Source organism: Alteromonas gracilis (genome assembly GCF_036870955.2).
Taxonomy (GTDB): Bacteria; Pseudomonadota; Gammaproteobacteria; order Enterobacterales; family Alteromonadaceae; genus Alteromonas; species Alteromonas gracilis_A.
This window is the reverse complement of record NZ_CP145482.2, coordinates 3,461,875-3,475,846: the sequence shown is the minus strand read 5'-3', so window position 1 is coordinate 3,475,846 and position 13,972 is coordinate 3,461,875. Positions and strand designations below refer to the sequence as shown.

The window sequence follows — 13,972 nt, the reverse complement described above, 5'->3', positions numbered from 1 at the left end:
GTTTGAATACTGAACAATAATAAGACTTTATTCGATGGGCTTTAATATTTTAATCTGTGATGACTCTGCGCTCGCGCGCAAAATGGCAAAAAGAAACTTGCCGCAAGGTTTTGCTGAAAATATCTATGAAGTATCGAATGGAATGGATGCCTTAGAAGTACTGGCTCATCACACCATCGATTTGGTATTGCTTGATCTCACCATGCCCGTCTTAGGTGGCATAGACGTTCTGCGCGAAATAAAACGTCGCCAACTCGAAACTTTTGTTATCGTGGTTTCTGGAGATATCCAGCCCATGATGCAGGAAAAAGTGATGGAATTAGGCGCGCTGGGTTTCATTGAAAAGCCGATCAATACCGCACTACTAACATCACTTTTACAACGATTCGGTTTTCTTTTGCCTGAAACACACCAAAGCGCGCTAGCAGTGTAGCGCGCTTAAGTGTTTCATATATTTTAGTTGGTTAGTCACACCGACTCGATGAGCTAACTAATCGAACCATCCTCGTGTTTTATTAGCAAACCAGACTAGCGATAGCATAACTGGTACTTCTACTAATACACCCACTACTGTGGCAAGTGCTGCACCACTGTGTAGTCCAAACAGTGATATGGCTACTGCAACCGCGAGTTCAAAGAAGTTTGATGTGCCAATCATACAGGCTGGTGCTGCAACATTATGAGGCAGCTTCATGCGCTTCGCTGCAAAATACGCGATAGCAAATATACCGTACGTTTGTATGAGCAGTGGGATGGCAATAAGTACAATATCCTGAGGCTGTGCGAGGATTGTGTTCGCTTGTAGGCCAAACAAAATAACGATAGTAAGCAACAAACCACAAACGGAAAATGGCTTGAATTTGTCTACCAAAGTGTTGACCGCATTTGCACCTTTCTTTTCTATCTGTTTACGTGTGATAAAACCTGCCAACAGCGGTAAAACCACGTAAAGCACAACAGATAGAATAAGTGTATCCCATGGTACTGTGATGTCGGTGACACCCAGTAACAATGCGGTGATTGGTGCAAATGCAACGACCATAATAAGGTCGTTAATCGAGACTTGTACTAGCGTGTAATTGGCGTCGCCCTTCGTTAAGTGACTCCATACAAACACCATTGCCGTGCATGGCGCAACACCTAACAAGATCATGCCGGCGATATACTCAGTTGCCGTTTGCGGATCTACCCAGTCAGCAAAAATCCCTTTAAAAAATAACCAGCCAAGCAAGGCCATGGTGAAAGGTTTTACCAGCCAGTTTATCACTAGTGTAAGAACAAGGCCTTTAGGCTTTTTGCCTACATCTTTTAAAGACCCAAAATCTATTTGCACCATCATAGGGTAAATCATTAACCAAATGAGAATGGCCACAACCAGATTAACGTGGGCGTATTCAAGTGAAGCTATACCTTCAAAAACGCCGGGAGCAGCATAACCTAACCCTACACCGGCTAATATACAGAGCCCTACCCAAACTGATAGATACCGCTCGAAGAAACCCATAACTTACCCCTGTTAAATTGACTTTTGGTTTACGCGTTTACAGACTTCTTCCGCGCTTTCAACTCGTTCCGAGTAGCGATTTACTAAGTAGTCTTTATTGTCGCGTGTTAACAATGTGAATTTCACTAGCTCTTCAACGACATCTACTATTCGGTTGTAGTAAGGAGAAGGCTTCATACGTCCATCTTCTTCGAACTCTAGGAACGCTTTTGCCACAGAAGACTGGTTGGGAATTGTCAACATGCGCATCCAGCGGCCTAAGATGCGCATTTGGTTTACGGCATTAAATGACTGTGACCCGCCACACACTTGCATAAGCGCCAATGTCTTACCTTGCGTAGGTCGAATGCCACCAATACTCAGTGGCACCCAGTCGATCATGCTTTTCATAATACCAGTAATGCTGCCATGTCGTTCTGGTGAACACCATATTTGGCCTTCTGACCACATCATTAACTCACGAAGTTCTTTCACTTTTGGGTGATGCTCATCTTCGGTATCAGGTTGCGGCAAGCCTCGTGGGTCGAATATTTTTGCTTCTGCGCCAAAATATGTAAGTAGTCGCGCTGATTCTTCGATAACTAAACGGCTATATGAGCGTTCTCTTAGTGAACCATACAGTAAAAGTATACGAGGCTTATGCTGAGATGCCGAGCGAGTAAAGTCCGTTGCTTGCGGGGCGTGCATTTGCGCCATAACAAGGTTGTCGGAAGGGGAGTGATTCTGCGTAGTCACTTAACGTGCTCCTAATACAGCTAATGCGTCTTTTAGTGCGTCGCGCGAAAGTGATTGCTCAGCAAGTTCACTTAAACGCTGAACGCGCTTTTCTATAATATTCATGGTGTTATTGAAGGCAGACGCTTTCTCTTCTTCGCTTCCTTCTAGTTTTGATGGGTCTTCAAGTCCCCAGTGGACTTTGAGTGATTTACCAAAATAGACAGGGCAGGATTCTCCGGCTGCAGAGTCACATACGGTAACCACCAAATCTGGCGCATAGTCTTCAAACTCGTCCCAAGACTGACTTTTAAGTCCGTCAATACTATAGCCACGTTGTGCAAGATATTTTTTGGATAAAGGGTGCACTTCACCTACTGGCTGACTGCCTGCACTGCGTGCTTCAAGTGCCCCCTGCGAAGCATTGGTAATCGCTTCGCACAAGATACTACGGCAGCGATTGTGTGTGCAGATATAAAGAATTTTCATGGGTTTTCCTTAATGTCTAAAAGGGTATTTGTTTGGTTTTGTTAGCATGTCTCACAACATAAATTGATTAATGCGTCTTCAATGTAATGTGCATTGTGTAACGCCGTACTTTGTATGACCTCTCGCGCCCATTGAGGGAGGTTTGGGTGAAGTCGGTAATACACCCACTTTCCTCTTCGCGTGTCTTGTACAAGCTCACACTTTCTTAAATCAGCGAGATGGCGGGATATCTTAGGCTGGCTAATGTTGAGCGCATCAGTAAAGTCGCAAACACAAAGCTCGTCTTTTTGGCTAAGCATAAGTAAGGCTTTTAGCCGAGTTTCTTCTGCCAAACATTTAAAGAAAGACAGCGGGGATAGTGTGCAATCTGACATGTTTCTCTCATATATGAAATTTCGTATGTGAGGTATCGTATATGAAATTCCATATGTGTCAAATCGAATGTGAGTTGCCAGTGTTAGTGGTGGGTAGTTTTACATTCGAACGGGCCTCAAGTACAAAAGGCCCGTTTTCATTTAGTGGCTTTCTACAGGAGCGGGGTCAAAAGACATGGCTAGTTGAGTATTGTTTATACTGTTGTAGTAGCTCATTACGTCCGACATAAACGCATGCCATGTGGGATTCGGATGCCAAATTTTCATTAGATCTGCTTTAGCGACAGCCTCTTGCTCACCTAAAACAGCGACGCGATACAAATAGGTAAATGCGGCGCCACGCCAGTTGAGTTTGCAATGTGTGAGTACTGTGCCATCAGACTGCTTAATTTTATTCATGTAAGCTGCATAGTTTAGAAAATTAGCAACGCTGGGGGATTCCCACGCCACGGGTACATTAAAATAATCCAAATCAAGTGCTGCGGTAAATTGAATTTCATCTGTACGATCGCCTGGAATAAGGTCAATCACATGGCTGACCCCTTTGCCTTTTAGCAATGCCAAGTGCGATTGTGTGGGTAAGCCTGAAGAATACATAAATGCATTGTTGTGTTGCAGGTTGGTCAATGATGCTAATGATTCTGCTTCGCCGTTGACTGTATCGGCGTAAGCGAGTGTTTGGAATACAGTGCTAAAGAGCAATATAAACAGCACAATAGCGCGTGTGTTACGTTGAGTGTTGGTTGTTGAAAACATCATATTTAGGTGCCTTTGAAGTCTGCTATGTAGTGCGAGTACTTTCTTGACTAAATAAAGCACAAGTTACTGAAAAAATGAACCAAAATAAATCGAGCGTACTGCAAAGAACAGAACGCCCCAATCCCTTATCGAGCGAGCGCTAAACTAATATTAGGCATTTTCTAACTTACGCGGGCGAGGTCTATATTTTTTTCCCAACCAAATTGAGAACGGAACTCCAATTAGGCTTGGCAATACCCAGCTGGCAATCTGTAAGCTGGGTATACCTTCAAAAAGTGTTCTGCCACCGAAAGCGAAAAATGCGGTGTATGCACCAATACCAGACCCAATAATATGTCCAATATGTTCCACCACCCATTTACCGTTAGGGATAGACTTTTGTAAGGCATATCGGATTATGCCTAATGCATTAAGCAGTGCAATTGGCGCAAAGATACAGGTCAACGTAATGCTGTATGTAATGCCTTGATAGAGCGCTACTGAAGCGACGATGAAAAGTAAGCATGGCAGCCAAAGGTATTGTAGTGTGCGCATGTGGTGAACATTCTTTTTCACCTCGAGTACGCGCTTCGCATGACGCACATTGTTCCACACCAAGAGGCTTAACATAAGCAAGAACAAGTACTGACCTTTCAAATAGGCAACAAAATACTCAACTGATTCGAAGTGTGCTTAGGTATCGCGGGGTAAATGGTAAGGGGTAAAAATAGCACTATAGTTGAACTCACCACACCACTTATCGATGTAAAGAGCATTGCCTTAATGTAGTAATCTCCAAACTGACGATGTTGCTTTGTGCCTTTTCGAGTCAGGCAAGGTACCCAAAATAAAAACAATGATATTGCGCCAGTAATAATATGTAGAAAAACCAGTGTACTATGAATGGATTGCATTACGTCTATCTCCAAAGACTTATGTTGATGGCAATCAGTGTGTCAGTGTGGGTCGATTCACATAAGTGCCAAAAGTCATGACGGAAAAAGTGACTTTTGGCCTATGTAGTAAGGTATGATTTCTGTAACAATCCATACAACACAGTGATTTGAGAATAGTTAATGGCGTTTCCTTCTACCTTTAAGTCATGGCTAGTAAACAACGTTGAGCGACTATCGGCGTTGGTGACCTGGCTTTTTGTTAGTGTTTCTTCGCTCTATTTTCTTATTAAACAGCTGTCGTTTTGGCACTGGCGTCCGATATCAGCGTGCATCACTTTTAGCTTGATAGCAGTGTGCTTTGTCTTGGTTACGCGTCATGATCACACATTACCTCGATGGCGCTTCCCATTGTTATGGGCCATTTATGTACTTGCTATTGTCAGCCAATTTCTTTTGCCCTATGCCTATATTGCGATTTTTGTAGTGATATGGTCGACAGTACTTCCATACTATATTTCGTGGGGGAAGTGCTTATTGCTCAGTATACCGCTGGCGGTCCCAACAGTGCTCATACAAGCTTTGTTATGGCACGAAGAGCAAGCCATGCTAACAGGTGCACTTTTTTGGACATTTAATTTATTCGCAATGATGATGGCAAATACGGCAATAAGAGAAGGGGAAGCGCGAGAAAAAGCCGACGCCCTTAATCGACAGTTAGTCAGTACTCAGCATCTTGTTAAACAGGCGATAACGCAAGATGAAAGATTGCGAATTGCGCGCAATATTCACGATGTGCTGGGGCATCACCTCACCGCACTGACCATAAATCTGCAAGTGGCCTCGCGAAAAAGCGAGGTGGCGCAAAACAGTGAAGTTAAAGCACATGTTGACCAATGCCATGCTATAGCAAAGCTACTGTTAAGTGATGTCAGAGAAGCGATTTCTGATATTCGAGAGCATGCCACCATTGATTTCGAAGAGGCAGTGCACTTGCTAGTAAAAGACTTACCAAGGCCAAAGGTTACTATGTCGTTGCAAAGCGGCGTCATGATAAGTGACGTTAAAATTGCAGATGCTTTGTTGCGTTTGATTCAAGAGGGGGTAACTAACGTTATTCGTCATACCCAATCGACAACGTTCTCTATTTCACTTAGCAAAATAGGGCATACGATTCACCTCACTATGCAGGATAGTCAACAGATACCAAATAGGCACATTGTTGAAGGTAACGGCCTAATCGGAATGAGAGAAAGGGTCAGTGCCCTTGGCGGCGAACTAACAGCAGGTTTTAATGATAACGGGTTTTGCATACATGCAACCCTAATGGAGAGCGAATGAGCACGCGAGTACTATTGGTAGAAGACCAGATGCTAGTGCGTCAAGGAATTAAATCATTGCTGGCGCTAGATGATAGCGTAGAGGTTGTCGGTGAATGCGAAGATGGAAGTCTACTGATAGAAACACTGCGCATGTGTGAATGTGACGTTGTACTGATGGATATTCGCATGCCCAAAGTGTCGGGAATAGAGGCGCTTAAAGCACTCAAAGAGAATGCCATTACAGTGCCAGTCCTTATGTTAACGACCTTTGATGATCATGCATTGGTGAGCAGTGCTATAAATGAAGGCGCCAAAGGGTATTTGCTCAAAGATGTATCGCTTGAAACCCTTGTTGATGCTATCAAGGCTGTCGAACGAGGCGAAACACTTATTCAGCCTGCGGTAACGGAAAAGGTGCTAAAAGGACTGCAAGGGCTAGACGTGAGTTTTGAGTCGTTTGATACACCAGAGTCACTCACCAAAAAGGAGCTTGAGATACTGCGTTTAGTGGCGGCTGGTTACAGTAACAAAGAAATAGCCGATACCATTTATAAGTCAACCGGAACAGTAAAGAACCAAGTTTCAGCAATTATGGCAAAACTTGGTGTGCGCGACCGCACACGTGCGGTATTAAAAGCGCTGGAACTAGGTTGGATTTAACAATAGCGCTTTGTCAAAAAGGGGAAGCGCACATGGAAAGTCGATTTAGACTTTCTACTAAGCTGCTAAAAAATAAGAGACAATATGTCAATAATTGTTTAAAATATGATCAGTATCTTGAGGTTTGTGTGAGGAGTAGTTCATGCATAAGGTTATTTTTCTATTTTTAGCGTTGATGAGTGTTAGTGGTACAGGCCATGCGAACCTCATCCTCAATGGCAGTTTTGAAAACAATGACATCCCTAACAATAGCTGGCGCCCGTTTAACGCAGGTACAGTAGATGGCTGGTCTGGCACCAATATGGAATTGTGGGATCACTTTCAGCGTTTTAAGGCATTTGAAGGTAGGCAGTATGCCGAACTCAACGCTAACGGTAATGGCGGAAGGTACAGTATTTATCAAACGATAAATACCATTGCTGGACTTTCTTACGATGTGTCCTTTGCTTATGCAGCGCGAAGACGCACTTATGAGAGTTTTCGTTTTGATATTCTCGACGTCAACGACAGTGTGTTGTTCTCGCAGGTCATTGATGATCATTTAGTCAAAAGCTGGAGTCTGTTTTCTGGCGGATTTGTCGCATTATCAAATTTCACGACGATTCGTTTTTCTACAATTAACCGTGGTACTTACGGCAATTTTATCGACAATGTCAGTGTTACTGGTGCACCAACACCTGCACTTCGCGCATCGAGCGTTTCGGTACCCGAACCGTCGTCAATACTCTTGCTATCAGCTGCCATTGTCTTTTTAGCCAGACTACGCAAGAAAGCCTAAGGCCATTAAGTTAGGCACAATACAAAAAGGCTCGTTTTATAACGAGCCTTTTTTAATTTTCAAATATGCCAAAGGGGTGCTAATTAAGGTCAGCAACCTGATGCTTTTCACCTTTGTGCCAATCTAGCCGCATGTCCCACTTAAATCGGTGTTCAGGCTTAAGTGGCGGTTGCTCCGCATCAATTGTACTTAGCACATTTGTCGCTTCAGTTAGGGTGGCATCGCGACCAAACAAATAGCTCTGTTCTTTGACAATAGTCAGGTACGCCTTGTTGAGCGCATAAGCGCGCTCAGCACTTGGCGTGATGATGTCATATACCGACTTGGCTTTATTCAATTCATCCGCTTTTACCATGCCTTTTTCGTCAAACCATTTCGCTAGCATTTCTGCATTTTGACGGAATTCATCGCCCCCACCCACACGTTCCATGTAAGTCAGAAATTCGCCTTTTTCTTCGTTGATATTAGGCACATCTTCAATGTCGCGGAGATTAATATAGCCCCATCCTTGTTTACCCGGTACTTTTCGAGCAAAAGAAAATGTCTGGTCAAAGGTAGAGCCTACGGTTTTATGACATCCATTGCAGAAGGCTAGTTCTTGATCATGTTGCGCACGAAGTTCGCCTTTTTCGTCTTCAATAAAACCGTTTATCGTCCAACCAAATCCATTATCTATGCCTGATTCACCTAGATATCGGGTTTGCGGTAGCTTTTCAAAGTGCTTATCTTTTTCTTCCGCATAGTATGCTGAGGCAAGGCTTTCTCGAGAACGGAACATGTGCTTTTTCATGTAACGCACTTCTTTCATGCGGGGGGCGTTAAAAATATTGCCCTGCTCATCTACGCCAATATAACGAACGGTGTGCAAAAACTCCGTATCTTCAGGGTAGAGCATGTGTGCTAGGGGAACAGCATTCGCGTCACCGATATAATGGCTTAATCGGGTTAGTTGGGTAACGTGCTCGCTTAACTGGCCATCGTTATCTAAATCAACATTAATGAGCTTTTCGTTTATTGGTGCAATCGTGATGGTATCCAGTGCTTTAAGCGCCATTTCCACCAAACTTAAGTTGACGATGTAAACAGTTTGGTTGTCTTTACCATTTTGCTGTTGAAATGCTTTTGGCAGACGAATCATGGCGTCACCTAGGTTGACCCATTTGTCGGCCAAAATGTGCTAGGAAAGGGTTTGTAGTTATACGACACCCAGCCACTACCGTCTTTGGCAAAGCCGCGTTCGTCAAAGGCTTGTTCTGCTTGGCTTAAGTTCTCGATACGCATATACGCTGGCATTGTGTCTGTTGCAAGTGATTCACTGTAGTTATCTTGCTCAACGTAGGCTTTAATGGTGGCATCATCAATATTGGCAATGAGCGACCTTCTGTCGATAAAAAGGTTCTTCCAACTGTTCGTCAGACCCACGTCTGAGAACTCATAATTGCCTTGCAATGTGCCATCACCCATTTGGTTAGGGCGCTTTTCACTCATGTCATAACTTTGATGACAAGCATAACAAGGGTTATTCACGCCGTCTGTTTTGGTATAGCACTGGGGCGGAATGACAGATTCAGGGTTATAAACTTCATTGTGTTCAATGTAGGCGAGGGCGGGGATATCGTCGCCTTCTTTATATGGGTAGCTAACAGTTTTGTCGTTCGCTTTTTCATTCACAAGCAGTTGCGCTTGCTCACTTACGGTTGGTTGGTCATCGCTACATGCTGCTGTTAACAACAACGAAAATACGATGCCAATGCTTGAATAGAGTTTTTGATATTTCATGGTCGTCACAACGAAAAAATCCGGGTACCTAGGTACCCGGAATAATTGGCTAAAATAGGGTGTTACTTATCTGCTGGCTCATACATCCAAAGCGTGTTGTTTTCTTGGAAGCCGTCTTCGCCGATAAGGATGCGACCGTCGTTCATAACGATCACGTTATCGGGTTGAGATAGCTGCTCAACGTCACAACGCTCTGCACCTGTAAGGCTTGAACGATATGTTCCGCCCATTACTACCGGTTCGATGCGAGAAATGTTGTAGCCTTCTTCAAGCTGCGCGCGGTAAACACCACCACAATCTTTCACACGAGCAGAAAGCTGCATATCGCCTTCGCCGTCTGTCATCGTATTGTCAATATCTGCTATACCGATGTACAGGTAAGCATTTTGTACTGTCTCACCTTCGATAGTGTCGACACCTTCAACAGCTTCTTGTGCGCGCTTAAGGTTAATTGAAATACCTTCTAGCTTTCTCCATTCGGCAGTTGCACCTTTAAGGCGAGCTGCAGCACGGCTTTCTAAGAACGCCACACGGTCATCCATTGGTTGACCTGCTGTTACGCTTGAACCACCGTTTTCAACAGTTGGATAGGTTGCATCGCCATCAGCCCAAGCTTGTACGTCAGCCATAGTGATGTATGAGCTCTCACCTTCAACATAGTCGTCTGTACCAAGGCCATTGTACTCGTCAATCCATGCGCGGATTGTCATGTTGTCGCCGCTAGCAAGCTCTACCCACTCAACAGAGAAGCCTGTTGTAGCAGGGTCATTCTGACCCGCGTCTTGCGTAAGTTTTGCGCCGTAAAGTGTACCTGCTGATAAATCTTCAGCGGTATCAGCAACAAATTTGAACAGCACGCCACCCGTGTCATCTTGAGACAAATAAACCGTTTTACCATCAGGCATTACGGTTGAGTTTTCATGCTCGTAGCGGCCCATTGCGAAATGCTTAACAATAACTGGTTCATCGGCAAGAGGTTCGGTCACTTCTGCGATATAGCCATAGTTATACGGGTTTGGCGCGTCAGGTGCTGTCATTTGCCACATACGGCCAAGGCGAGAGCTTGTAGCAACCGCTTCAGGGTTGTTCCAGTTTGGCGATGTCGTTGTGTCTACTGATGAATCAACTACCCACTCTTCTGAAGTAAGCGGTGTATTCCACGGTGACATTGAACCAAAGCAGTTAGCGGCCGTGCCCCATACCTAGGTGAGAAGTCTAGCATCATTGCTTCTGTTACTTGCCACATGCCGAATTGGTCTTTTTCAATTTTCATTCGGCTCATGCCACCAGGAAGTTCTTCCCAGTTAGAGAATAGGTAACCTTCGTTATCAGCCGTTGAGATAAAGCCGTTGAAGTCAGGCATATCGTTTTCTAAGACAAGCTCTGCACCATCAAGTGTGTAGATATGGCCTAAACCTTCAGGTAGGTCAGTATCAAAGGTGTCACCGGTTTGGCCTAGTACTTGGTATTGGCCAATCGCTGAGATAACAAGCTCTTTCTCTTCATCTGTTGAGGGTACAGGAGAGTTAGGCAGTGTAGCTGGAAGGTTATTAAAGTTAACACCTGCAAGTACACCAACGGTGCCTGTATTAATTGGCATTGCATTAACACTATTAGTTGCCGTATTGGTATTAGAAGGGTGCTGAACGTTAAAGAACAAGTCGCCCGCATCAGTAAGGAAAATACCTGTTACTTCTGCACCAAGTGGCACAGTTGCAATGCGCGTTAGCTTACCTGTTGTATCGCCTTGTGGTCCCTGATCGCCTACAGGGCCTTGGTCGCCAACAGGACCTTGTTCACCCGCTGGACCTTGAACACCGTCAGCGCCGTCGTCACCTTCTAGTGAACACGCGCTCATGCCTAACGTTACCGCGAGTGCGATAGCTGAATATTTAATGCCACGAAGAGTTTCGCTTTTCATCATCTGTCCTTGCCTGTTTTGAATATTGTGTTTTGTAAGACGCCGATATGTTTTGGCGGTGAGATTAATTTCCGCGCGAAAAGACTGAATGAACAATGTGAAAGTTGAGTGACAATTAAATGTATGAAAAATTAAGGTTTTCTGACAGCAAGGAAGAGGTGCTGGTACTAAGGATAGGTTGCCTATTCGCCAGCTACCGTGCTTTAAGGCGTTGCGCTTCTAGACGCTGTTGAAAGTGTACCAAGTGGTCAGTTGAATAAAAAAACAACAAGGCCCAAAATATTCTTGGGCCTTTGAAAAGAGGGGACGCGTTATTTATTCATATGGACGACAGAACGAATGCTTTCGCCTTTGTGCATCAGATCAAAAGCGTCATTAATATCGTCGAGTCCCATGGTATGGGTAATGAACTCTTGTAGCCCAAAATCACCATTAAGGTATTGCTCAACAATGCCTGGCAGCTGAGTGCGGCCTTTTACTCCGCCAAATGCACTGCCGCGCCATACTCGACCCGTGACTAACTGAAAGGGACGAGTTGAAATTTCTTGACCAGCGCTTACCACACCAATAATGACAGACTCTCCCCATCCCTTATGGCAGCATTCAAGAGCCGAGCGCATAACATTTACATTACCGATACATTCAAAGGAAAAGTCTACGCCGCCGTCAGTCATCTCTACGATGACTTCTTGAATAGGCTTATCGTAATGCTTTGGATTTACTACGTCCGTCGCACCTAGCTGCTTGGCAAGGTCGAATTTGCTTTCGTTAATATCAATACCGATGATACGACCCGCACCCGCCATACGCGCACCGATGATCGCTGACAGTCCAATGCCGCCTAAACCGAAAATTGCCACCGTATCGCCTTCTTGCACTTTCGCTGTGTTTAATACGGCGCCCATACCGGTGGTCACACCGCAGCCCAGCAAACAGACTTCTTCAAGAGGCGCAGACTTGTTGACTTTGGCTAATGATATTTCAGGAAGCACGGTAAATTCAGAAAAGGTCGAACATCCCATATAATGATAAATGGGCTCCCCGTCTTTAGAGAAACGGCTGGTGCCATCAGGCATAAGGCCTTTGCCCTGAGTCTCACGTACCGCTTGACACAGGTTCGTTTTACCCGATTTACAGAATTTACATTCGCCACACTCGGCCGTATACAGAGGAATAACGTGATCACCGACAGAGACACTTGTCACGCCTTCACCCACCATTTCTACAATACCGCCGCCTTCGTGCCCTAGAATTGATGGAAAAACGCCCTCTGGATCATCGCCTGACAGAGTAAACGCATCAGTATGGCAAACGCCAGTAGCGACGATACGCACCAGGACTTCACCTTTCTTTGGAAGCTCAACATCCACTTCTTCCATTTTTAATGGTTCGCCTGGCCCCCACGCTACGGCGGCTTTCGACTTGATATGAGTTTGACCTTCTTGCAATGAATCTTTAAACGTCGTCATTTACTGACTCCTTGATGACAAATATGTTTGTTCTGAGATGGTTGAAGTATAGGAAAGAGTTAGTAGTAGATAAATACAAAATAAGTAAATCACTATTTCATATGTGTAATAATAAAAGGGGGATTCAGTATGCTCACAATAGCGGGCGTGTTTCAAAGGCAATGAACAAAATGGGGTAGAACAAAATGAAATTCTTAGAGGGAGTAGTTGAATTTTGCGCGGTGGCCGAGGTTGGAAATTTTACCGGAGCGGCGAGTAAACTGGATACGTCTGTCGCGCAGGTGAGCCGAAAAGTGGCATCGTTGGAAAAACACCTGGGCGTTAAATTGCTACAGCGAACCACTCGCAGTGTGTCCCTTACAGAAGCAGGCTCACTTTACTTTGAGCAGACTTTTCCTGCGCTCAAGTCTTTGGAGAACGCACAGCTTTCTGTTAGCGCACTTCAACAAACCCCCCAAGGGCTCATTAGACTTACTGCACCTAGGTCGCTTTCGGTGAAGCTTTTATTGCTCCTTTGCTCAATGCATTTATGAAAAAATATTCTGGCATCAGCGTGCACTGCACGTTTTCTAATGAAAAGCTAGACATCGTCGAGCAAGGTTTCGATTTGGCTATCCGCATTGGTAAGTTAGAAGACTCGACGCTCGTGGCGAAAAAATTGGCCACTCGTCACCTTTATGTTTGTGCGAGCCCACTCTACTTCGAGCACCATACCATGCCTTTATCACTTGATGATTTAAAACATCATGCGTTGCTAGTTGGCTCTCAACCGCACTGGCGATTTGTTGTTGATAAAGAACCCTATACTATTCCGGTGAAAGGAAGAGTGAGGTACAACAGCGGTAATGCACTACGCAGCGCTGCTCTCGAGGGACTTGGAATTGCACAGTTACCGGGGTTTTATGTACGTGATGATTTAAAAAATGGAAATTTATTAGAGGTATTACCAGAGTACAAAGATAGACAGGAGGCCATTTGGGCAGTTTTTCCGTCGAATCGAAATGTGGCGCCTAAAATACGGTTACTTATTGATTTTATGTCAAAAAACATTCTAGATGATGGTTGACCTACGGTGATATTTTTCCTCATTGTACCCGAAAGAGAAATGTTTTTTATTCTATATTGCATTTTATGCAATACAGTGTGGTAAAAACTGCGGTTGACAGATAGACGTCTATACGGCAAATTGCTTGTATGAAAAAGATTCTAGTTACTGGCACCACAACCATGTCGATTACCACCTTAAATAGGGCGGTCGCTGACTAGTGCAAGTAAGCAAAAGACAACGAAAGCCCGCCTAACACAGAGCGGGCTTTTTTTACTCACGTTTT

General features: G+C 44.5%; 13 protein-coding genes and 2 pseudogenes. 6 read left to right on the top strand and 9 right to left on the bottom strand.

From position 1 onward, the window contains the following. Positions 1–34: 34 nt before the first annotated feature. Positions 35–433, top strand: coding sequence for a response regulator (locus V6N89_RS16755; protein ID WP_338518575.1), 399 nt, complete (start codon positions 35–37; stop codon positions 431–433). A gap of 57 nt (positions 434–490) precedes the next feature. Here V6N89_RS16755 and arsB read toward each other — a convergent pair whose 3' ends face one another. The 6 genes from arsB to V6N89_RS16725 form a co-directional block, all read right to left on the bottom strand. Next, positions 491–1,504 (bottom strand): ACR3 family arsenite efflux transporter, encoded by a 1,014-nt coding sequence (gene arsB / locus V6N89_RS16750; RefSeq protein ID WP_346992987.1) that lies wholly within the window; start codon positions 1,502–1,504, stop codon positions 491–493. A gap of 12 nt (positions 1,505–1,516) precedes the next feature. After that, a complete protein-coding gene (arsH, locus tag V6N89_RS16745) occupies positions 1,517–2,200 on the bottom strand; it encodes an arsenical resistance protein ArsH (RefSeq protein ID WP_338520160.1) in 684 nt (227 codons plus the stop codon). A gap of 39 nt (positions 2,201–2,239) precedes the next feature. Beyond that, on the bottom strand, positions 2,240–2,707 hold the full coding sequence (locus V6N89_RS16740) for an arsenate reductase ArsC (protein WP_338518574.1): 468 nt from the start codon (positions 2,705–2,707) through the stop codon (positions 2,240–2,242). A gap of 41 nt (positions 2,708–2,748) precedes the next feature. After that, a complete protein-coding gene (locus V6N89_RS16735; protein WP_338518573.1) occupies positions 2,749–3,081 on the bottom strand; it encodes a metalloregulator ArsR/SmtB family transcription factor in 333 nt (110 codons plus the stop codon). A gap of 141 nt (positions 3,082–3,222) precedes the next feature. Further along, entirely contained in the window at positions 3,223–3,840 is a 618-nt protein-coding gene (locus V6N89_RS16730; RefSeq protein ID WP_338518572.1) for a hypothetical protein, read from the bottom strand. A 150-nt stretch (positions 3,841–3,990) separates the two neighbouring features. Beyond that, positions 3,991–4,374, bottom strand: a complete 384-nt coding sequence (locus V6N89_RS16725) for a hypothetical protein (protein WP_346992986.1) — start codon at positions 4,372–4,374, stop codon at positions 3,991–3,993. A gap of 521 nt (positions 4,375–4,895) precedes the next feature. Between V6N89_RS16725 and V6N89_RS16720 the strand changes: the two genes are divergently transcribed. The 3 genes from V6N89_RS16720 (at position 4,896) to V6N89_RS16710 (ending at position 7,472) form a co-directional block, all read left to right on the top strand. Beyond that, positions 4,896–6,053: a sensor histidine kinase gene (locus tag V6N89_RS16720; RefSeq protein ID WP_338518570.1), complete on the top strand. Its 1,158-nt coding sequence runs from the start codon at positions 4,896–4,898 to the stop codon at positions 6,051–6,053. Next, on the top strand, positions 6,050–6,694 hold the full coding sequence (locus V6N89_RS16715) for a response regulator transcription factor (protein ID WP_338518569.1): 645 nt from the start codon (positions 6,050–6,052) through the stop codon (positions 6,692–6,694). The genes V6N89_RS16720 and V6N89_RS16715 overlap by 4 nt, the downstream gene beginning before the upstream one ends. Positions 6,695–6,836: 142 nt before the next feature. Next, positions 6,837–7,472, top strand: coding sequence for a DUF642 domain-containing protein (locus V6N89_RS16710; RefSeq protein WP_346992985.1), 636 nt, complete (start codon positions 6,837–6,839; stop codon positions 7,470–7,472). 79 nt (positions 7,473–7,551) lie between these two features. Here V6N89_RS16710 and V6N89_RS16705 read toward each other — a convergent pair. The 3 genes and pseudogenes from V6N89_RS16705 to V6N89_RS16695 form a co-directional block, all read right to left on the bottom strand. Beyond that, a pseudogene (locus V6N89_RS16705) lies at positions 7,552–9,251 on the bottom strand (hypothetical protein). A 62-nt stretch (positions 9,252–9,313) separates the two neighbouring features. After that, positions 9,314–11,172, bottom strand: a pseudogene (locus V6N89_RS16700) (alkaline phosphatase PhoX). Positions 11,173–11,483: 311 nt separating this feature from the next. Further along, positions 11,484–12,641, bottom strand: coding sequence for an S-(hydroxymethyl)glutathione dehydrogenase/class III alcohol dehydrogenase (locus V6N89_RS16695; protein WP_346992984.1), 1,158 nt, complete (start codon positions 12,639–12,641; stop codon positions 11,484–11,486). Positions 12,642–12,826: 185 nt separating this feature from the next. Between V6N89_RS16695 and V6N89_RS16690 the strand changes: the two genes are divergently transcribed. Then, positions 12,827–13,174 (top strand): LysR family transcriptional regulator, encoded by a 348-nt coding sequence (locus tag V6N89_RS16690; RefSeq protein ID WP_346992983.1) that lies wholly within the window; start codon positions 12,827–12,829, stop codon positions 13,172–13,174. Continuing rightward, entirely contained in the window at positions 13,171–13,707 is a 537-nt protein-coding gene (locus V6N89_RS16685) for a LysR substrate-binding domain-containing protein (protein ID WP_338518566.1), read from the top strand. Before V6N89_RS16690 ends, V6N89_RS16685 begins: the two co-directional genes overlap by 4 nt. Positions 13,708–13,972 lie beyond the last annotated feature (265 nt).

Coding starts and splice junctions, on each gene's coding strand:
- V6N89_RS16685 (WP_338518566.1), top strand. CDS start 13,171: ATGAAAAAATATTCTGGCATCAGCGTGCACTGCACGTTTTCTAATGAA.
- V6N89_RS16730 (WP_338518572.1), bottom strand. CDS start 3,840: ATGATGTTTTCAACAACCAACACTCAACGTAACACACGCGCTATTGTG.
- V6N89_RS16720 (WP_338518570.1), top strand. CDS start 4,896: ATGGCGTTTCCTTCTACCTTTAAGTCATGGCTAGTAAACAACGTTGAG.
- arsB (WP_346992987.1), bottom strand. CDS start 1,504: ATGGGTTTCTTCGAGCGGTATCTATCAGTTTGGGTAGGGCTCTGTATA.
- V6N89_RS16690 (WP_346992983.1), top strand. CDS start 12,827: ATGAAATTCTTAGAGGGAGTAGTTGAATTTTGCGCGGTGGCCGAGGTT.
- V6N89_RS16735 (WP_338518573.1), bottom strand. CDS start 3,081: ATGTCAGATTGCACACTATCCCCGCTGTCTTTCTTTAAATGTTTGGCA.
- V6N89_RS16725 (WP_346992986.1), bottom strand. CDS start 4,374: ATGCGCACACTACAATACCTTTGGCTGCCATGCTTACTTTTCATCGTC.
- V6N89_RS16695 (WP_346992984.1), bottom strand. CDS start 12,641: ATGACGACGTTTAAAGATTCATTGCAAGAAGGTCAAACTCATATCAAG.
- V6N89_RS16755 (WP_338518575.1), top strand. CDS start 35: ATGGGCTTTAATATTTTAATCTGTGATGACTCTGCGCTCGCGCGCAAA.
- arsH (WP_338520160.1), bottom strand. CDS start 2,200: ATGGCGCAAATGCACGCCCCGCAAGCAACGGACTTTACTCGCTCGGCA.
- V6N89_RS16715 (WP_338518569.1), top strand. CDS start 6,050: ATGAGCACGCGAGTACTATTGGTAGAAGACCAGATGCTAGTGCGTCAA.
- V6N89_RS16710 (WP_346992985.1), top strand. CDS start 6,837: ATGCATAAGGTTATTTTTCTATTTTTAGCGTTGATGAGTGTTAGTGGT.
- V6N89_RS16740 (WP_338518574.1), bottom strand. CDS start 2,707: ATGAAAATTCTTTATATCTGCACACACAATCGCTGCCGTAGTATCTTG.